The following is a 21,140-nucleotide window of genomic DNA, read 5'->3' as shown; positions in this document are numbered from 1 at the left end:
TCCCGCAAAGATTGCGGACCATGAAATGGGTGTGTGAAAGAGTGAATATTTTTCTTCTAGAGATGTTTCTCCTAAAAAATTTGTATCAAATGGTGTGTTTTCAGGAATGCGAGTTTCCATGTTTTATCTCCTTGAATATGCTGGAGATACAATGCCTTTTTGCAAATTATGTTCCAAAAGTGAATAGATATGCGCCAAAAAGGACAGAAAACATCGAAAACAAGACGGTGATCATTACTTAAAATTCTTCTTACATGACTCCAGTCTAGAACTGATAATACCAGTTTATCGAGAATTTTAGTTGATGGGGGGTAAACGGTCTATGGGGGTATGGCTCTCTTTTCCCGTTCTGTACTGCAATGTTTAAAAGATTGAATGTCGTTGTGAAGTTTAATCTTTCCCCCTTAGCTTAAAAGTAAGCTCTCTTAATGCTTTTCTTTCAAGTAATGTCCCAGATACTGCTTGAGGAAAACTTTGTAAACGCTTTTCCATCATTGATTATGTTTGAAGGTAAAAAGTAAAATTCTGGAGTCTTTATTTTATTATTCATTTTTTTGTAAAAACAGCGCGTCTTCTAAAATTTTAGTTTTTTATATTGTACTTATAATTAAAAGAATGCTTCAATTATTCAAAATAAATATCAAAAGTATTCAATTCAAAAAGCTATGAGAGATAAAAGAGAAGGAAGAAACATTAGTGTTCTAAGCTGTTTTTCCTTCTCTTATTGCTCTATATCAAAACAATGCTAGAAAACTTTTCTAAGTTCTTTGAGTAAAAACTCCCAAAACCAGAGAGGAAAGTTGAAAAGTTTTGAGACAATGTCCAAAAGTTTTGAGATTCTCTCCAAAGGTTGTTTTTTAGTTTCGCCCGTAGTTTTTTTATACGATGTAAGAGCACTTTGATTTGAGAGATAAATTTGGTTCGATGGACCATCTTGTACTAAGAAAGTGCATTTTGTAAAGGTCATGCGTTCCACCTTTATGACGTAGGGATTATGAACTGTAATCGGTTCATAGGTGCTACAGGTTTTCACTTTTGCATTTGCAGTTGTCATGTCTTCTGTTTCAAATGTATTTGTGTAAAGGTTACTTGTGCATTTTTCGGGTTTACTGTCGATTAAAATACATTCATCCATTATGCTTTTTATGGGTGCATTTACTTTGTTTATAAAGTTTTTGAGATGTTTAGAAAATTGAGTTTCTAAGGATAGGATTTTTAGGGATGGGATTTTTATGATTGTATTCATTTTATCAAGTTTTTTTAATACTTTTTTTATTAAAGGCCCGTAAATGTCTTTAATGTTTAAAAAATCACGAACACCAAGTTTACTGATGGCATTATAGGACCACCCTGAAAGACATGCGATCATTTCAATTGATTGCTCGTCACCTTCTTTGCTCTGTATTGCTTTTAAGTCTTTAAATTTCGGGCGGCGTAAGGTGATTTCTGTGTATGTCTTTCCTTCCACTTTAATAGGTCCAAGTAATTGGTACGTGGCTCGTTCTGTTATATTCATTAATAGCTTCTCCTTGCTTTCTACATTAGATGCAGAATGATTCGTCAAATTTTTATTATATCATGTTTGTCAATAGCTTAGGCAATAAACTTTGTGCTGGCTATGTAGAATGAAATTCTAACAAAATGGACAAGATGAATTTAGATTTTAGAGCGAGATAGAAGCACAATTTTCTTTATGATATTAGTGGGCTATTAAGTTTATTTGCTCAATTATTTGTGTTGATAAAGACTTCTCCATGAGCCATTATTATATGCTGTATTGTTACAATAATATTTGCGTGGGGAGTTTTGAGGAAAGGGAGTTTGTGGCTTCTTTTTTCTTTGAGCGTTGTAAACCACTTCTGATAAAAGATGTTGTCGGGAAAGTGATGTTGTTATCATGGAGAGGGATAGTGTTTGGGAGCGTTTTTGTTGATGATATCAATGAAAAAAAGCTGATGAAGATAGGGCAACATGAATACAACAAAATGCGCTATTTCGGATTGGGAAATATATCTCTAAAGGGGAGTTTTGATCTTTTAGCTTCTTTTGCGTATAGTTTTAAAATTGCGATTTGCTATGCTTTAAAATTAATTATAAAGTGAAGCACTAAGTGTTTATTTACGTGTTGAGTGTGTGCGTGCGGATCATACACTGGATTTATGTATCAACAAGCTGAATTATTCTCGAATAAAGTAAAAGAATAAAGAAAATTGATTATTTTATTCCCTGTGGATAAAGTTAAAATAGCTTTATATTTATAAATATAAATTATTATTTTTCTATAAACGTAAAATTTAAATATTTTTAAATTTAAGAAATGTGACTTTCCTGATGAAACATAAATATACATTACCATTCATTATACTTATCGTATGTTTATCAACAGGAGGTTTGATTTCTACCGATATTTTTTTACCAGCACTGGGCGATATGCGTCAATATTATCAAGTGACACAATCTCAAATTCAAAGTGCAGTGGCGGTTTTTTTGTTGGCATTGGCACTTGGACAGCTCATTTATGGGCCGCTGAGTGATAATTTTGGGCGTAAAAAAACACTTCTATTGGGCTTATTCTTGTGGTTATTTACGACACTTGGTGTGATTTATACGGTTCATATTCACGCTTTTCTTGTGTTACGTTTTTTGCAAGGTCTTGGTGCTTGTGCGGGACTTGTCTTAAGTCGTGCAATTATCAATGATTTGTTGGATAAAAAAGCGGCTGGAAAACTTTATTTGATTGTTTTCCCTTTTATTGGAATGTCACCAGCGCTTGCACCTTTCATTGGTGGACTTTTGATACAGGCTTTTCATTGGCAGGCAACTTTTATCTTTTTAAGCTTTTTTATATTTTTGACCATTTTGCTATGTTGTTTTGTGCTAAGCGAAACTCTACCCCCTCAAAGGCGGCAGCATTTTTCTCCTATAGGATTGATGAAGGCATATTTAGGTGTTTTCAGAAATAAACAATTTATTTTTTATGCACTTATTCCGTGTTTTTCTTACGCTGCCTATTTTGCTTATATTGTGGAGTCGCCTTTTTTACTCACGACTTTGGGGTTATCGCCGATACACATTAGTTATAGCTATATTGGTGTTTCGTTTCCCTATATTTTGGGAAATCTTTTGGCGCGATGGTTTTTTGAACGCGAGTCTATGGAAAAAACTGTGGGCAGAGGGTACATTATTTTTGTGATAGGTGGTGTGCTGTTTGCTTTGCAAATGTATCTAAGCCCATGGCCCCTTGTGACAAGTTTTATGGCTATTGCTGTTCTTACTTTTGGAAATGGTTTTTTATTGCCGTTAGGAACAGCGTTGGCTATTTCATCGCATCCGAAAGCTGCGGGAGCGGCTTCTGGTGTTATGGGATCTTTGCAATTAGGAAGTGCGGCACTCAGTGCAGCGGTTATCGGAAAAATCTCTGGTCATAGCCCACGGGCTATGGCAACTTTGTTAGCTGTGTGTTGTATGATTGGTTTTATCATTTATATTCAAAAAGCGCGTCATTTTATGACTTCAGAAATAAGCTGAGTGAAATGATAAAAAGAAAGCATTATGCGGAAATGCTTTTGATGTTTTACACAAATGGGGCACCTGTACATTAGATGAATTTTTTTTATTAAGTTTCTGGATTGAGTGGGTTTAAAATTTGTTACAAGCTTAGTTTGAGTTTAACAAATCGATTATTATGAGGGGAGAATATGAGCATAGAATTTCAACATATTTTCATTATATTGGGTAGGAAAAGTTCTGGCTCTAATGCATGTTTAAAAATAAGGGGAGGAATTGATCAATGGGACTTCCTATTATTATTCTCTCTCCTGTAATGCCAATTTGGGATGGTGGTGTTTTTTGTTCTCCATTGACAAAGCTATGTTCAACAAAAGGATTCCCTGTCACTCTGCTGGATACGCTTTCTCTTTTTCCTAAGGGTTCTCATGTTCTCAATTATTCTGCTGTAGACATTTTATCTTTTATGGCAGAAAAACTTAAAAGCTATTTTAAAGAGCCCGCAGTGCTTGTGGGATTTTCTATGGCTGGAACATTGGTACAAATATTGGCAGCCCAGCTTCCCAATGTTCAAGCTGTGCTTGCTGTGAATGCACCTGGCTATCCAGATAAGGTTTTGCAACGGCGCCTTGGAGATATTTTTGCCTCCTTAGAAAATAATGATTTATCGGGGGCTTTGGAAATACTCAATGGTTTTATGCATCCTTCTGGCATTATGAAAAAAAGAGTTTTATTGGAGATTCCCGATAAACAAAAAAGCGTGGCAATTGAACGCATGACAAGAGGGTTTAAACTCTTATTAGAAATAGATGCTAGAGATGAAATAGTTAAGTATAAGGGGAAGTTTTTAGCTTTAGTGGGAGAAAAGTCGCAACTTGCAACGGTAGATAATCAGACAAAAAGTCATAATCTGAATCATGAATATAAGCTTATCTCTGGTGCTGGTACGCGTTTGTGGGAGGATAATCCTACTATGACGGATGCAGTCATTGATGAGTGGATGGAGGGACTATGAAAAAGAAAGTTCTTGTCTTACCTGGTGATGGGATAGGCCTAGAGGTTTGTGATGCTGCGTTGATGGTTTTAGAGCAATTTCAATTGCCGATTGAATTGACTTATGGTGATATTGGTTTTGAATGTTGGAAACAGGAAGGAAATTCTGTCCCTCAAGCGACTTGGCAAAAAATTACTCAGAGTGATGCTATTTTACTTGGTGCTGTGACCAATAAAGGAAAAGAAGCGGCTTTAAAAGAACTTGCTCCGCATTTAAAAGAGAAAAACCTTGCCTATGTTGCTCCCGCACTTCAACTTCGCCAAAAGTTAGGTTTGTTTGCAAATATACGTCCTGTAAGATACATCTTTGGTCCGAGAAAACCTTTTCATTTTTGTGTTATCAGAGAAAATAGTGAAGGCCTTTATGCTGGATTGGATTTTCGGGGTATTTCTCCTGAAAAAGCCGTTTGGCTAAAACATCCAAATTTGACAAAATATGGGCTTGAGGAAGCTGCGTGGACAGTCCGTTTGCAGACACGCTTTGGTTTAGAGCGGTTATTTGAATATGCTTTTTCTTATGCAAGGAAATATAGCTTTAGGCGCGTTACTTTTGCTGATAAGCCCAATGTTATGCGAGAAAGTGGACAATTTGCTCAGGAAATTTTTGAGAAAATTGCGCAAAACTATCCGGAAATTGAAGCAGATATTCATAATGTTGATGCGGTTGCTTTGTGGATTGCAACCAAGCCAGAGCGGTTTGGTGTGATTGTTGCTGAAAACATGTTTGGCAATATTCTCTCTGATCTTGGCTCTGGGATAATGGGGGGATTGGGGCTTGCATCTCATGCGAATGTGGGGAGCGAGATTGCTTGTTTTGAACCTGTTCATGGAAGCGCACCACGTATTGCTGGACAAAATAAAGCAAATCCTTCTGCGATGCTTTATACCACGGCTTTACTCTTAGAGCATTTAGGCTTTAAAGATGCAGCAAAACAATTATCTGAGAGTGTTGATCAGGTTATTCGTGCTGGAAAAACCGTTACCTATGATCTTGGAGGTGTCGCCTCTACCCGTCAAATGGCTGAAGCTGTTCGCAATTCTCTTGTGAAGCCTGTCTTTGTTTGTCGTGCGGCGATTATCACTGTTGGTGATGAACTCCTTTCAGGACAATATTTGAATACGAATTTACAAGATTTAAGCCAAAGCTTGAACAAGAGAAATATTCAAGTCACACGTCATTTTGTTTGTGCTGATCAATTACAGCAAATCAGTGAGACTGTTGTTGCTTGTCTTGGACAAGAAGATCTTATCATTATCAGTGGGGGATTGGGACCAACATCAGATGACATAACACGCGATGGAGTTGCTCAAGCTGTAAAGCAGCCTTTACTACATCATGAAGATGTTTGGCAAACAATAAAAGGTCAATTACAACGATTAGGGATTTTGGTGGATAAGAGTAATGCGCGTCAAGCATTGTTTCCTGAGACAGCAACCGTGCTTGATAATCCTACAGGCACAGCACCAGGCTTTTATCTCTCTTGCGATGGAAGTACGCTTGTTGTTTTGCCTGGTCCACCATCACAGGCTCTTGCGCTTTTAGAGAATTATTTAGAACACAATGAGAAGAAATATTCTTCTGTATCGCGTGCGGGGTATGCATGGACTTTGATTGGAATTGATGAAAGTACAATTGCGCAGTGGGTGGATGATCATTTTGAAAATGAACCCTTTGAACGGCATTTTTTATGGAAAAGCCCCTATGTTCTTGTACAGCTTGTTGGTCAATCAGAAGCGCCCTTGGAACAACAGTTCGTGGAAGAATTTGAAAGTCATTTTCACCCCTATTTGGTTGGTGCAGAAGTTACTACTGCTTGTAAACAATTAGCAATGCACGTTGAGGTTCATTGGTCTGCCAATGATCCGCGGCTTTTAGAATATTTTCAGCCCATAGAAAAAGGTAAACAAGATATTCCACTGCTTGAGGTTGAAGTGAGCCTAGAGCCTTCTTTGGAGACATTAGAAAATCAAGCAGAAAGCCTTGGACATGCTACCATGGCTATACGGATGAAAGGTTATGGTGAGGATCATATTACTTTTCCCTATACGCGACCACTTTTAGGTGTCGTCTTACAAGAATATGCAGCTTGGGCTGTCTTAAAAAGAGTTTTGAAAACGGAGAAGAAAAAATGAACCTCTATGGGGACGTAACAATATTTCTTAAATTATTAAACGTTCTATTATAAGAAGTATTTTGATCATTTTCTTAAGTGGTTTTTATCTATAGGGTATTTTTTCTTTTGATGTGTCATTAAATGACTTTGATTGATTCAAGATTAAGAAAAACTTTACGATATTAGGTTCGCTACATTCAATATTTATAATGATTAATTATGATTATAAATCAATATATTATCTTCCATAGAGCTGATGACAAGGAATCCAGAGACTTCATGTGCCTCAAGCGTTGTAGATAATTGAGATTCTTTGTAAATCAAAAAGCGATGGTGTGAAAAGACAAGAAGTCGTGTCATTTACAGGAAAGTTTTGCAAATTTTATTGAACAATATGTCCGTGAAGAGTTTTATTGTGAACATGTGCCGTTCCGTGATCTGATAATAAATTGCTGTAAAGAGCTCATAAAATTTTTCCTTTAAGTTTTTGTGTGATTGCATGATCGTTGGGTGTTCGCTTCCGAGGGGCGATATTTTTCAATTTGATAACAGGAAGAACTATTTTTTCTGTAAGACGTGAAGATTTAATGAGTGATCATTTTACGCTTTTGTTTTCCTTTCGATTGGTAATTTGTAGGAATTTGTTTGGGGAAAAGATTTAATGCGGTGTATTTGTGAATGTGGTTAAAAACATTTTACGCGTGTGTGGGGGAGAAATAAAAATGTGTCTTAATTGTTGATAAGAGTGTCAATGTTTTTGATGAACAAATTTTAGGCGTAATTCTTAGTATCTAGATTAGGAAGTTCATTGCGAAATTTTTAACAGTTCGTGTCCTATCTGTTGTGGTGCGCAGTGGTCTTTTTAAGCAACAAAGAAAGGGCTTTTATGTATCAGATTGATTACAACAGTTATCGTTCTGTCAAGAGTTTTAATCGTCGCGTTCGTTTTCTCGTCATGCATTATACGGCTCTTGATTTTAAAGCCTCGATTATGGCGCTTACAGGAGAAAAGGTTAGTGCACACTATCTTGTTCCTGATCCTTCAGAGCAGACATATCGTGAGGCAGGCTTTAAGGACATGCGTATTTTTAATCTGGTCGATGAAAATGAGCGTGCATGGCATGCGGGTGTGAGTTCATGGGCTGGGCATAGTCATCTCAATGATGCGTCTATCGGGATTGAAATCGTTAATTTAGCGACGGGTCATTCTGAGTCTCCAGAAGAGACAGTTGGTTTTATGGCTTATCATGATGAGGGGGGGATATTTCCTCCTTATAATCCAATACAAATTGATGCCGTTAAGGAACTTGCCTTAAATATTCTTCAACGGTATCCCGATATTATGCCAACTGATGTGGTGGGACATAGTGATATTGCCATTGGAAGAAAAAGTGATCCAGGAGCAGCTTTTCCATGGAAAGAACTTTATAAGGCAGGTATAGGAGCATGGTATGATGATGAACTAAAAAGTCATTATCAAGAGCAATTCTCTAAGAACTTTCCACCCAAAGAAGATGTTTTGGCGAAGCTAAAATGTTATGGATATGACATTTCTGCTGCGTGTCCCCAAACAGGATACAAAGATTTGATCCGAGCATTTCAACTTCATTTTCGTCAAGAAAATTATGATGGGATTCTAGATGTTGAAACAGCAGCAATTCTTTATGCATTGGTTGATAAGTATTTTCCGTGAATTCAATGCGTTTTAATTGAAAATATGGCTTATGATTACGTGTAAGCCTTTTTATTATCAAGAGAGGCTGCTTTTTGCCAATGCGTTTTATGTAAAAAAGGCATTAATCGTGTAAAAAATCCCCTGTACGGTATAAGGCGTTTTATGAAAACATAACTCTGAAAGCTCTATGATTTGCAAAGATTAAATTTACTGTTTCTTTTCTTCCTTTAAAAACGCGTAAAGTCAAGATGTTGCGTATATGATGGCATGCTCCTTACGCAGGATAAAACGCTTCAAATAAAATGGACTTGTGTTGTATATTTCCATGCTTGTTTTAAAGCAATGTCTTTTAATGCGTATTACAACACATATTTTACAGCGACGTTTATAGAGAATATAATCTAAAATCCTCTATGAAGTGTATCCTCATTTTTATGCTTAATAAAAGTGCCTAGCACTATCGTACATTTTGTCAGATCTCAATGTTACTATAGCCCTTGGAGTTTAAAACGATTCATAAAAGGGTTTTCTTTACTCGTTTTTATTCACACGGCTCTCTCCGCTTGTTGTACAAGTGAAAGGTTTTGGTTGATTGAAACATGAAAAATAATAAATTATGATTATAAATCAATGTGATGTAGGTTCAGGAAAAATAGGGGTATTTACAGATTGCTCCTGATAGGGGCTTTATTCTTTAGAAGGGGAAGAGGTCAATTCATTTTTTGAAGATATATCGCTTTTCTCTTTTATTGCTTTAGGGAATATTTGCATCGTTTTGACAGCATGTTTCTTGATGATTAAGTTTTTTAATGAAGCCGTGTTATAAAACATTGTGTTTTAGAGTGTTGATAGAAGACACATTCAGGCATATCAAAAACACAATGATGTCTTGTTTTTTTCAATATTTTATCTGTTCAGTACAGAATTGACCAGAGAAGTTCATGACCTAAATTAACAAAGGTTAGAAGTAAATTGCTAAGAAAGACCAATTTGGTCATAAAGCAAAAGGGTTTGCTCATGCTTTAAAGGGCAAGGAAGAGATTATGTTTGAAGTGATGTGTAAACGCCCGTGTAAAGTGCTCTTATCAAGCATATCAGGGTTAATCTTCTGAGAGTAGTTTTATGAAACTAAGTCGTTTTTTTCCGAGAGACAAGACAATACGTATCAGGAAAAGATATTCATGATATTTGATTCCAAAAATAAAAACTGGCAAACCATGTTGCCAGTTTTTAAAAGCTGTAGCTTAAATAGGATTAGAATGAACGCTGTAAACGGATCATACCTTGAAAAGCACTTTTCTTATTGAATAAATGTTTTTCATCATTATTTTTATCCGTCACAACGCGATCATCATTCCAAGAAACATAGGTTAATTCAGGTGTAATCACAAATCCTGGAACCAGCGTGTATGTAATATTTACAGAAGTTGCAAAGGTTTTTACAGCACTATAAGAAACTTGAGCATTCAAATTTGCTTTTGGAGTAAGCTTGTAAGTGGCACCCGCCCAAGCAGCCCATTTACCACCCCAGTTTGCATAAATCGTTGTGCTTTGTCGTGATAATTCATTTTTTGTATTTACTGTGTAGTAATCAAGGCCATTTTTATAGCCAGCCATTACCCATAGATTGAAACGATCGTTGACATTGAAATCTGCACGTACTTTTCCAGCCCACTTTTTGTAGTAAGCATCATATGCTGCAACTGCTGAAAAACCACCCCATTTTTGCATGAACTTTATACCCAAAATCACATTCGGGGTGTAATTTTTAATTGCTTTACTTGGAAGAGTACCCTCAGTGATAGAAACAAGCTTATCATCTTTATCAATGTAGTATCCTGTTATTCCTGGAAGAGAATCTGCATTATTGCCTAATTCAGCGCCGATAATAGCAGAAAAGCCGGAATCACCATTAAAGGTGTAGGAAATAAAATTGGTGCGTGTTGTGCCGGCAGGCGCTATGCTGTCATCATTGAGAACATCTCCATAATCACCAGTCCAGCTGTTGAAAATTGTGTCATCAAGACCTACGCGAAAACCACCCAGTTCAATGTAAGCCGCGGCAAGCTTTGCAGCAGCGTTGTCTCTACCATCACCCCAGTTTGAATAAATTCTTGCATATGAACGAAGTGTTCCCATTTCTGTTTCAGAAGCTGCTTGAAAAACAAGGGTGAGCCGTGATGCGGCGCCGTAGGTTTTTCTTTTGTCTCTTAGTTCAGTTTCGGTTGTTGCATCGATATTATTACCGCCTATAAAATCAGTACGAACATTTCCTGATAAACGCATGCAGGTTTCTGTTCCAGGGATATAGAAATATCCTTTTCCGTAGGCATCACAAACGCGAATATATTCTACAGGTTCGGGTTCGGCGATAACTGTTGAAGCAGCATGTGCTCCAGAAATTGCTAAAAAAGCTGCTGTAGAGCTTAAAAAGAGGGATTTAATATTCATATGGGATCTCCGCGGTCCTGTTAAATTTCTTCTAAAGAGTACCATTTGCCTAACGCATTAAGGACAAAGACATAAGTAAAATACGCAGCACTTGTTATCTTAGCTATAACTAATCTTTTTAGAGTTTCAAATATGAAATTACCTTTTTGTAATATATATATGTACTATTCGAGATGCTGTGGTAAAAAAGACACAATTCTTGTTTTATTAACTTTTGCTCCCTATGGGATCAATAGGAGAAAAATTTTCAGATATTTGGGAAAAAAATCGAAAATGTCTTGAACTTTCTGTTGATACCATTTATGCCTCTCTGTTGGAGAGGTGGCCGAGTGGTCGAAGGCGCTCCCCTGCTAAGGGAGTAGGGCTCAAAAGGCTCTCGAGAGTTCGAATCTCTTCCTCTCCGCCATCTATTGTTATAAAAGCAGTTGATTGTGTATAGGAATTTTGTTTTCAGTGATTTGTGCTCATTTGCTTTTCTACCAATCTCAATTTTGTGAAGTTTTTTGATTGCTTTTCTTGCTAGGCGTTTTCTATCAGCTACTCTGCTATAGAGTGGTGCTATTTTATCTTCCTTCCATCTAAATTTATGTGCGAAATTGTAATACCTGTATTAGCAGCGCGTGTGGTTGCTCATTTTCTTAATTCCTGTGTTGATTTTTAATTTTATGTTTCATGAAACAAGTTACAAAAATTTCTTTTCTAATGGTGTAAACTAAAGCAAAACCAATGGGGGATATTTTAAGCGCAAGATGTTTCATGTAAATTGCTATTGTTGATAAAGGAGAAAGCGAAGCTCTGTTATAGCAATCACATTGACGTTGCATATTTTTTAGCTAAGGATTGCTTATTTATTTTATGGATATAGGGAGCAGCATGAACGTTTGTAAGAATAAGCGGCCGTAAAGCTAGATATGTTACGGATTTGGTTCTACAAAGTGTTTTTGATCTCCCTATGTCGTTTCAATCGTTTGGTGGCATATTTATTATTTTATGACGTTGTTTTACTAAGCTTTTGCTTTTGCGTGTCAATCAACACCTATTCCTTATACAACGGCATATTTGAGATCAATATTTAAGATGGTTTACTGCTTTATCGGTTATGTCAGCTTTTATATATCAAATAGGGGAGAAAATATTGTATATATCTGTTAGCGAGTTATTTCTAAAAACGGAAGGATCTTTTAATTTTGAAAAAAATATGAAAACGGAAAAGATGGAAATGAGCTCCCATTTTTATCATCATCTTATTAATTCAGTTTTACAAATTTCATGAATCTCTATGGTCGTGTCCTTTAAATAATGAAGATTGCGTATCTCACGCTTTTGTTTATTCCGTTGGGATTATGCCTCTCATATAAAAAGCATGTTCTAAACACAAATATACTTGTGTTGCCAATTTATGCACTTGTTTTAAAGAGATATCTTTGCAATGTGTATAAGCCCATTTTGCGACGCCACCTCGTAAATGGTATAAAACACAAAAGTTTCTGTGAGACACATAAAGCCTTATAAAGCCACACCATTTATATCCTTATGAAGATGCAAAGAGGCATATTATATATCTGCCTTCCTGTTGTTATAGATTTTAACTATGAGAGTTCATAATAAAGGCATTTTTTCTTTTCTAAATTGTTTTTATCTATACGGCTTTCTCCACTTATGATGTGCAAGCAAATGATTTTGATTGTTTCAACCATAAAAATAGATTTGAAAAGAAAGAATCTTACAATATTCAAGTTTGGTATATTATGATTATAAATCAATGTGTTGCTTTATATTTGCATTGTATATTGAAAGTTGGATGTGGCAATGCTCTCAAAAAAGTATCGATTTCTTTTAGAAGAAAACATTGTGGGTGAAATGTTATGGTTTTCCTCTCATAGAGACTTTTGAGAGTGTTTCATCCATCTCATGACAACCAAACCACACATGAAAAAAGTAATGGTCGGTAATATTAGGTAGTAAGATGGAGAAACTTTTGCAGGAAGAAAAGAAATAATACTCAATACTGTAATTGAAAATATTCTTCCGCTAAAAGAGACAGCACCAACAATACCGGAAATATGTTGCGTTTGTTTTTGGTTAAGTTCTGAGAAAAATAAGCTTTTTGCCCCGATCGGTACAGTGCAAATAAATCCATGGATTAAAGAGAAGGCGATGACTGATGCAGCAGTTTGATGGCTATGAACTAAAAAATAGAGCGCTATGCACATCAGAGCAGAAAAGAAGGAAAAATATTTTATAGAATTCTTATATTTTTTATCAAGAACATGATACTTAGACATCAGTAAATTTGAAAAATATTGTGCTGAAAAGGCTCCAATATGGCAGCACATCAAGACGAGCATTTGCGAACCGTTGAGGTGATGAATTTTTCCCCCTGAAAGTATTATAGGTTGCCAGAAATGATAAATAATCTGAATACCAGCGCTAAAAAGGCACATGAGGAAAATAAACCATGCTCCTCCTACTGTATTTTGAAATATCCAGAGCGTTTCCTTGGCATTGTGCAAGATTGTTTTTGTTTTGGACGTTTCAATTGTCGTTTTCTTTTCTTCAGGAACAATAAGGAATATCAAAAAAATAAATCCCATCATGAGGCATGAGATGATATATCCCATAAAATATTGTCCAGAGTAATAGATCGTTCCAATTCCTACAATCCCACTGAGAATACTTCCGAAAGAGTTAACCTGGTGGTAGAGATGAGCATAATGCGAAAAGTGATCCTGTTTATCGCCTAGAGAATGGTAAATCCATCCGTCAATGGCGCTGACAATGATGCAAATGCCCGCTGCATAGAGAATTTGCGCAATAATAAGTGCTGTCATATTGGGAGCTTGAAGGCATAAAATATAAAATACTCCTGTCATAAAGACCCCAGCCATAACGGAATATTTACGTCGATATCTGTCAGATAAAACAGCGCAGGGAAAATCAAGCAGCAGAATAGTGGTGGAAAAGACAACCTGAAGCAGAGCTAATTGCGCCAGACTAACTCCCATGGACATTAAAAAAATAGCATGGTAAACGCCGATCAGCATGCGGACAGCATTATAGGAGCCATAGTTGAGAGCAAGGGCGCGTGGTCTGTTCATTGTGTTGTTCCATAGATTGTACAATAAGAATTTCCACTGAAAAGAATATTTTTCTGTGAAAAGGTAGCGGTTTCATATCCCCATTCAGGGATCAGTGGAAAGCTGTTTTCCATAACCACCCCAAAATTAAAAAGGTCCCTTAGTCTATATGAGACTTCAAAGCGTATTAATGAGAGCAAATGATGCAATTTTAAAGTGATTATGAGGAGCAACATAAGCCTCATAAATGAGATTGTCATCTTTTGAGGGGAGTTGCTTGTGGGGCTGTTGCTTTCATAGCAATCATTTTGTCTAGATCTGTAAAATGATCCTAGGACGGCAAGATCATTGACATAATTAGAACTTATAGAGACTTGTTTATTTTTTATATACCATTTACTGATCCATTCTCTTTGCTGATCAGGTGAAATAGCACAAATGATCCATAAATCGGTTTTTGGTAATTTTTTGATATCTTTTTTTATAGTCATCAACATTTGTAATCCCCCCCCCTTTCTTTCTGACTGTTTCTCCGTATCACTTTACGTCTAAAAAAGTTTTTTTCAGAATTCATCTTTACTTTATTTATTAAAAATTTATTAAAAAGATTGTCTCGCAAGGTGCTTTTTGATCACATCATTACGATTAAGAATTAAATTCCTGATATAAGAGGAAGGGTGCATGATATATTGTGGCTAAATACATAAATCCCTCCGTATCCTGAAATGATGATTTCCTTTTGCAAAACAGTATCTTGAATAGACGCTCGATAACCATTACTTTGATCATGGAAATGATAACCTAAAAGAGTGCTTATGAGTGCTTGAAGATATTCTTTAGATATTACAGACAGGACAAGAAAATAGTTTAAAAAAATCAAACGTGGGATGAAAGCTTTCATCTTATGATGGGTAATGGTGAATTTTAAACTTCATCTACTGTTTTTTTGAGCTACTGTGCTGTAAGAAAGATCAAACTCCCCCAATTCATGTCTCTAATTTAGATCATTGATCATAAATATTATATACTGTCTTTTCAAATTATAACTTTGCTCATTGTTTGTCTTCACTGATTAAATCAACATTTCTCTAAAAATGCCGCTTGAGAAAAATGCATTCTATCAGTTTAATACTCTATGATCTTTTAATTAATTTAAGGAAGATAGCATAAAATATACGATAAAAAATGAATAAATTTTAATCTTTGTAAAAAACACAAACTTTTTACTGCTGCTGATAAAAAACAAAGCTATATTAAAAGTAGCCTTTATACCCTTCAATATCATTGGTTGTGTTTATCTGTTTTGTCTACTCATTATTTCACCATTGTTAATATGATTGTTAATCAAAATGTCATTTTTGAATTATTTATAGCATCGTATTAAACTCTTTTAAAGTCATGGATAAAAGATTAAATTACTCCTCTAGAGATATAAAACTAGATAGAAAATTCCATGGCTACTCTGTTGAATAAATTAGTTTTTATAGATTTACTCTATGTGTAGCGTATTTAATTGTTGTACAACTTATCATTTTTTATTTTTATTGTAGATTATTTAAAATAGATTTAATAAATTTCATTATGAATATTTTGATATGAATTTATATGTCTATTTAAATTGTTGTGTTCAGAGAAAAATAAAAAAATGTTTACAAAAAAAGTTCTGTTTAGAGAAGGCTTATTGCTTATCATATTTTTGCTACCATATTTTTTGTCTACCTCGCATGGCTATACGGGTATAGATAAATTATTTTGTTCCACAGTGGTTAGGGAGCGCGATGATGCTGTTCAAAAGTTGGATTCAGTCAAGTTTGAAAAAGAAAATGCTGAACGGGGATGGAGCGATACCGTAAAAATATTGAATGTGATGGTAGATGACTTGAAGAGAATAGCTCTTGAACAGCAGGAACTCTATTTGGCATTGCTGAAAAATATGCCAAACAACAAACAACTTTCTTATAAATATCAAACAACTCTAAAACGCAATGCTGCGGTTTTTGAGCGGATCGAGAAGGTTTTGACTATATTTGAGCATGTTGAGAAAAGGACAGAAGCCTTTCGAGGGCTAGGTGAAGCAAATAAGCATAAAGATCAGTCTCAAATGTTACATTACTTAGAAGTGATTTCTGAACATCATGGACATGTTGATAGACTCAATAAAGAAGTTGAAAGGCTCAATCACGAAGTTGATAGTTTAAACAATAGGCTTCAAAATTTGAAGAAAATATCTCGATAAGAAAACAGCAAAGTTGTTCATTAATGCAAATGAGGAAGAATGCATGAGATGATGAACAACGATTTCATTGAAAAAGGAATGAACGGTGGGATTTGCAATAGTACTCATCATATCCGTTATGGTTATTATAGGGACTCTTTGTTTTTTGTGTAACAGAAACTGTCAAAGAGCGGAAAGAGATAGATGGAAAAGATATGGAGAATCACCAGAAACACGCTCCGAAAATGAAAGAAAAAAATGAGACCAGTATGACAATACAAGAAACATAACCATTTCATGAGACGCTTTAAAATCCAGATAATAAGGTTTTGGGAGTCTCTCCAGCATTTGATAAAGAATCTGAAGTTTTAGCGTTTAAAGAAGTTATGGTCCTTTCATCGAAGGACTATAAAATAATCATCTGCATATTTGTTATCATTTTGGCAGTAGACTTTGTTATCCAGATGTTGGATAAGGTCATTATCCAAGTATTGGATGGGGGCAGAGAGTTTGATATCTTTACTTTTATATGTATTTTTAGCTTATTTATTTTGATCTGTTGTTTTATGGCTATCCCGATTATTTTAATTTTACACAATACGATTGAGGAAAAAATTGAAAAAAATACTTCAGCAATATAAACAGATTTGAAATGAGAGAATCTTACAATATTCGGGTCTCTCATTCAATATACAAAACAGTAAATTATCATTATAAATCAATGTGTTGTGTAATAAAGCCGATACATTTGAAGCAGAGTTTGACGATAGTGGCAATGATTTAGAGGTTCCCTCAAGCAATAGTGCGTTACAGGTGATCTTTGGTTATGAGAACAGCATCAGTGCCTTTATGGGGCGTTTTGTTGTGGAGTCAGTGGTCAGTTGTGGGGGCAGTGATGGAGAGATTTTGCGCCTTTGTGGCAAAAGTNGTGGTCAGTTGTGGGGGCAGTGATGGAGAGATTTTGCGCCTTTGTGGCAAAAGTGCCTCGATGCGTAAAGAGCTCAAAGAACAGGTGAGTGAACATTTTGATCACAAAACTGTTGGTGAGATTGTTGAGACACTTGCCAAACGTCATGGCTATCAAGCAAAGGTCAGTCCTCAGTTCACTCAACAAACTTTGCCTTATGTGATTCGTACAGATCAATCGGCTGTTGATTTTTTAACCCGCCTTGCCGATCGCATGCGGGCACGTTTTTTGATCAAGGACAATAAGTTTTTATTTTTAAGCGGTGACAATTTACCAGCACTCGAACTTCATAAGCACGACTGTTCCAACTGGGAATTTACCCTAGAGCCACGTACGCAATATGGCACCATTGAAGCTTCTTATTTTGATCGCTCAAAAGGGCAGCAATGCCAAGTCAAACATCCGACAGGGTTTAGCGGTCCCGTGCGGCGTTTACGGACCTGTTACACTTGTGAGGAGGAAGCACGAGCTGCTGCTGCTTCCGAGTCGGACAGGTTGTGTCGTGCTGTAGGCAGTGGTTCTTTGACCCTTGAGGGACGCCCTGAAATCATGGCGGATCAACCTCTTTTATTGCAAGGGTTTCGTGGGCAAATCAATGGGCCATGGAAAGCCGCGACCGTCACCCACTGCTATGAAAAACAAAGTGGATACACCACAGAAATTACACTTGAAGCACCAAACAAGGGAAAAGAGGCAGGAGAAAAGGAAACCTCTGAGTGACAGAAAATCAAAGGGTCATGTTTACCCTTTGATTGGTGATGAAGGGCATTTAGAGGAATAGGGACAACTTGTCCCAATTGCTAAAACGAGAAATAGGATCAAGTTGATCCAATTGCATGAGTACAGAAATAGGGTAATGTTTACCCAATTCCTTAAAGGAGCAATGGTGCAAACATTGCACAATTGCAGACTGAAGAGCAATTTGGTCAAGTTGATCGAATTCCTTAAACGCTTCTCTTATTTAATAATGTCCTGAATAATGTGCTTAGGATACAGAAAAATCATCAGTCAATTTATGCTAAAAGAGGTGAACACATCTTATATACGCTTTATATCCGCTGCTTCTCAAATAATACGATTCCAACTCAATGATTGATCATCTCAAATTGCGATTTTGAGCAGAAAAGAAAAAGAGGCTTTAAATGATCTTTGAAAGGCCTTTGAAGACCCTTTGAGAACCCCTTAAAAACTCTTTGAAAAAAATAAATTGGTACAAAACCTAGTGGCAAAATATACAAAACCTGCTGGCAAGCTACACTGGCAAGCTACACTGGCAAGCTACACTACACAAGCTACATACATACAACTGGCTGGGGAACTTGGATTCGAACCAAGATTGACGGAGTCAGAGTCCGCTGTTCTACCATTAAACTATTCCCCAATAAGCCAATTTTACCATTTCTAGCAGATTCTATAGTGTAGGCAAGTGCAAAAAATCTTTAGATTATCAATAATAAAGAGCGATAGGGATATCATTATAATCCCAGTAGTGGCGGTCTCAATGTTTTAGCATATAGCAATAAGCGAATAAACACATATAAATAGAGCACACCGTGAACGGAAGCATCACAAACTCTTGTTGAAATATTCTCTATATAGGCATACTTTGTTAAAAGACAGCTACTAAATCATGGAGAATTAATGAGTAATATTTCCACTTATCCTGTTCCCCCAAACCTACAGTTAGTATATGTCTCAAATGTAGAATATTCTACTGCTTTTTACAAATTCATCTTCAAGAAAGAACCTGTATTCATCTCGCCACGTTATGTTGCATTTGCTTCTTCAGGTGACGCACTCTTTGCTCTCTGATCTGGGGGCGATGCGCCTGAGGAAAATGTGCCTCGTTTTTCAGAAATCGGCATTATGTTGCCTAAGGGAGAGGATGTAGATAAGCTCTATGCGGAATGGAAAGAGCAAACCACTGTTGAGATAAATGTTTTGAAGGAACCGTATACTGATGTATTTGGACGTACCTTCCTAATCAAAGATCCAGACGGACACATTATTCGTGTTTGTCCACTGGATTTAAAAGCCTGAGATCCGATGTTTAATCGTCTGAATTATAATACCTGAATTATAATAATTGTCTGTTTCCAAAACCTATAAGCTATGCACGCTAGGAGGCTTACTTACGACGCGTGGCTTATCCGTTCGGTGCTGTTCCATTATATTCAGCCCCACAACTTGCCTGTTCCCACAGGCGGCCTCATTGGCTTGGACATCAGTCGGCGTTATTGCATGGCCAGTGATCAGTACCTGTAAATCATAGAAGCTATCCCTCATCGCCTTATGTGGAGTCTTTTGTTGGAATGGGAGGAATATTCTTTACAAGGAAATTGATATCTTTATGAAGTTAAAAAGGTACTGTACATAAAAACTAATAAAATCAATACATTAAGTGCAGTTATTTTGTATAAACCCACTTAAGAATCCATACTTTTATGCATGTTTGAATTGATCATTTTTTATATAAGATTGCCATGGATGAATAGACCATAAAAAGCAAATCATGATGCAAATATTATAACGCATGGGTGCATTCAAATGAAATGAAAAGCGGTTATCATTCATAACAGGTCATAAATTTTATGATACGTTTTTATCACAGCACAAATCACATTGTTTTAAATTTCAGTCGTTTGGAATTATCGATAACATAAATTGTATACATTTAAGAATGGGATGTGTTTTGCTCTTTATTTGAGTGCAACCTTAAAAGGAATAATCGTTTGAAACTATCATAAGCTTATGGATTGAGTTCATAAAGATTGCATAAAAGAATTTAAAGACAAGATCGTTTTTAAAAACGCTTACTAAAAAGTTAGTAAATGATAGGCAGGCATTATATGGATACTATCATCACAATATAGAATGAAAATCACAATGTTATGTCTTATGAAACTGAAAACCTTTTAATGATATAACGCAAGCAAGCGAGCAAAAAACGTTTTAAAAGTTACAGTTTAAAAATACGAAACCAAATGAGCTCCCCCCAAATTGGGGGGCACCTATTGAAAAAAAGATGAGGCAGCAAAATTCAAAACCATTGTAACATCTAAGGCATGGGATTTTATTCAATTTTGAGTCAAAAGCTATAATGTTTAAAGATGGCTCTATTCTAAAGATAATGCCTCCAAAATTGGATTGGTTGATTTTGCCAACTCAAATTTGAGCTGGTTAATTTGCAAAGAAGTTACATTTGAGTGCAAAATGAAAAGATACTTATGAAAGCCTTATTGAGAAGACATTCATTTAAGATGCATTTTCTTTTGATTGGATTGATAAAGTTACTAAGCTTTTATAGGCTCTATAATGCTAATGAATGATATCAAAATCATAGCTATCATTTACGTTTCTTTTGATAAGTTTTCATATTTCTAATAGAGCACTTGCAATATGATACGTTTTGTATATATGCATTCATTACTCCATTGTGGATGATTCATTCGAATCTTATAATCAATATCTGAAAGCCGCGTCATATCATTTGGCACGGCTTTCTTTTTTTGAATTCTCTTTAGATAGGTTTATAGCTATTAGATAAGGCGTTCCCATAAACATAGCCAGATATACGTGTATTACTATGGAAAGGATTTATTTGCGAGAGGATTACCAGACGATGTTTGCTTTGCTTGTGCAATTAAAGGGAAAGTCAATGATGTGCCTCAGATCCGAAAAATCTTTAGCCAATTTAAGATAAAAGAGGTTGGCACATCTTATACATGTGGTTCAAAGAATCCGCACCGGCTCAAGAGCTTATCATCTCAAATTGCAATTTTTAGAGGAAGAGAAAAATATGCATTAAAGGGATTTTAAATAACCCGTGAACGTTTTTGAAGATCCTTTGAAAAAAATAAATTGATGCAAAACCTGCTTTCAAATTATACAAAACCCGATGACAAGCTACAATCATTAAATACTGGCTGGCATTAAATACTGGCTGGCATTAAATACTGGCTGGCATTAAATACTGGCTGGGGAACTTGGATTCGAACCAAGATTGACGAAGTCAAAGTCCGCTGTTCTACCATTAAACTATTCCCCAATAAGCCAATTTTACTATCCCTAGCAGATTCTA

9 protein-coding genes, 3 tRNA genes and 4 pseudogenes are annotated in these 21,140 nt (G+C 35.9%); 9 read left to right on the top strand and 7 right to left on the bottom strand.

Annotation, left to right across the window (positions count from 1 at the left end; all coding sequences use genetic code 11):
• Together ACFILD_RS00265 and ACFILD_RS00260 are read right to left on the bottom strand one after the other, a co-directional pair.
• Positions 1 to 120: pseudogene (locus tag ACFILD_RS00265) on the bottom strand (DUF3792 domain-containing protein); the annotation flags it as partial.
• 625 nt (positions 121 to 745) lie between these two features.
• Positions 746 to 1,516, bottom strand: coding sequence for a phage tail assembly protein (locus ACFILD_RS00260; RefSeq protein WP_375664610.1), 771 nt, complete (start codon positions 1,514 to 1,516; stop codon positions 746 to 748).
• 815 nt (positions 1,517 to 2,331) lie between these two features.
• On the opposite strand from ACFILD_RS00260, the gene ACFILD_RS00255 reads away from it, so the two are divergent.
• The 4 genes from ACFILD_RS00255 (at position 2,332) to ACFILD_RS00240 (ending at position 8,367) form a co-directional block, all read left to right on the top strand.
• Positions 2,332 to 3,528 carry a multidrug effflux MFS transporter gene (locus ACFILD_RS00255; protein ID WP_375643657.1) on the top strand — a complete coding sequence of 399 codons (1,197 nt, stop codon included), beginning with the start codon at positions 2,332 to 2,334 and terminating at the stop codon, positions 3,526 to 3,528.
• Positions 3,529 to 3,790: 262 nt separating this feature from the next.
• On the top strand, positions 3,791 to 4,522 hold the full coding sequence (locus ACFILD_RS00250; protein WP_375631637.1) for an alpha/beta fold hydrolase: 732 nt from the start codon (positions 3,791 to 3,793) through the stop codon (positions 4,520 to 4,522).
• Positions 4,519 to 6,693: an isocitrate/isopropylmalate family dehydrogenase gene (locus ACFILD_RS00245; protein ID WP_375664609.1), complete on the top strand. Its 2,175-nt coding sequence runs from the start codon at positions 4,519 to 4,521 to the stop codon at positions 6,691 to 6,693. The genes ACFILD_RS00250 and ACFILD_RS00245 overlap by 4 nt, the downstream gene beginning before the upstream one ends.
• Before the next feature lie 867 nt (positions 6,694 to 7,560).
• Positions 7,561 to 8,367 carry an N-acetylmuramoyl-L-alanine amidase gene (locus ACFILD_RS00240; RefSeq protein WP_273791536.1) on the top strand — a complete coding sequence of 269 codons (807 nt, stop codon included), beginning with the start codon at positions 7,561 to 7,563 and terminating at the stop codon, positions 8,365 to 8,367.
• Positions 8,368 to 9,603: 1,236 nt separating this feature from the next.
• Here ACFILD_RS00240 and ACFILD_RS00235 read toward each other — a convergent pair.
• The gene (locus tag ACFILD_RS00235) at positions 9,604 to 10,800 is read right to left on the bottom strand and encodes a porin (protein ID WP_375631641.1); all 1,197 of its coding nucleotides are present in this window, start codon (positions 10,798 to 10,800) and stop codon (positions 9,604 to 9,606) included.
• 315 nt (positions 10,801 to 11,115) lie between these two features.
• Here ACFILD_RS00235 and ACFILD_RS00230 point away from each other — a divergent pair.
• A tRNA-Ser gene (locus tag ACFILD_RS00230) sits at positions 11,116 to 11,206 on the top strand.
• An 84-nt stretch (positions 11,207 to 11,290) separates the two neighbouring features.
• Here ACFILD_RS00230 and ACFILD_RS00225 read toward each other — a convergent pair.
• Positions 11,291 to 11,430: pseudogene (locus ACFILD_RS00225) on the bottom strand (integrase); the annotation flags it as partial.
• 1,247 nt (positions 11,431 to 12,677) lie between these two features.
• Entirely contained in the window at positions 12,678 to 13,898 is a 1,221-nt protein-coding gene (locus ACFILD_RS00220) for an MFS transporter (protein WP_375643664.1), read from the bottom strand.
• Positions 13,899 to 15,522: 1,624 nt separating this feature from the next.
• On the opposite strand from ACFILD_RS00220, the gene ACFILD_RS00215 reads away from it, so the two are divergent.
• Entirely contained in the window at positions 15,523 to 16,113 is a 591-nt protein-coding gene (locus ACFILD_RS00215; RefSeq protein WP_375664608.1) for a hypothetical protein, read from the top strand.
• A gap of 711 nt (positions 16,114 to 16,824) precedes the next feature.
• Positions 16,825 to 17,779, top strand: a pseudogene (locus ACFILD_RS00210) (phage late control D family protein); the annotation flags it as partial.
• Positions 17,780 to 18,366: 587 nt separating this feature from the next.
• Here the strand turns inward: ACFILD_RS00210 and ACFILD_RS00205 are convergent.
• A tRNA-Gln gene (locus ACFILD_RS00205) sits at positions 18,367 to 18,440 on the bottom strand.
• Between the two features lie 458 nt (positions 18,441 to 18,898).
• Here ACFILD_RS00205 and ACFILD_RS00200 point away from each other — a divergent pair.
• Positions 18,899 to 19,099: a hypothetical protein gene (locus tag ACFILD_RS00200; RefSeq protein WP_375664606.1), complete on the top strand. Its 201-nt coding sequence runs from the start codon at positions 18,899 to 18,901 to the stop codon at positions 19,097 to 19,099.
• Between the two features lie 1,545 nt (positions 19,100 to 20,644).
• A pseudogene (locus tag ACFILD_RS00195) lies at positions 20,645 to 20,844 on the top strand (DNA adenine methylase); the annotation flags it as partial.
• Positions 20,845 to 21,033: 189 nt separating this feature from the next.
• Here the strand turns inward: ACFILD_RS00195 and ACFILD_RS00190 are convergent.
• Positions 21,034 to 21,107: transfer RNA gene (locus ACFILD_RS00190), tRNA-Gln, on the bottom strand.
• Between the last annotated feature and the right edge of the window lie 33 nt (positions 21,108 to 21,140).

This window comes from Bartonella sp. CL162QHHD, from assembly GCF_042195435.1.
Taxonomy (GTDB): Bacteria; Pseudomonadota; Alphaproteobacteria; order Rhizobiales; family Rhizobiaceae; genus Bartonella.
Note: the sequence above shows the minus strand (reverse complement) of the source record. Positions and strands in the feature narration are given on the sequence as shown.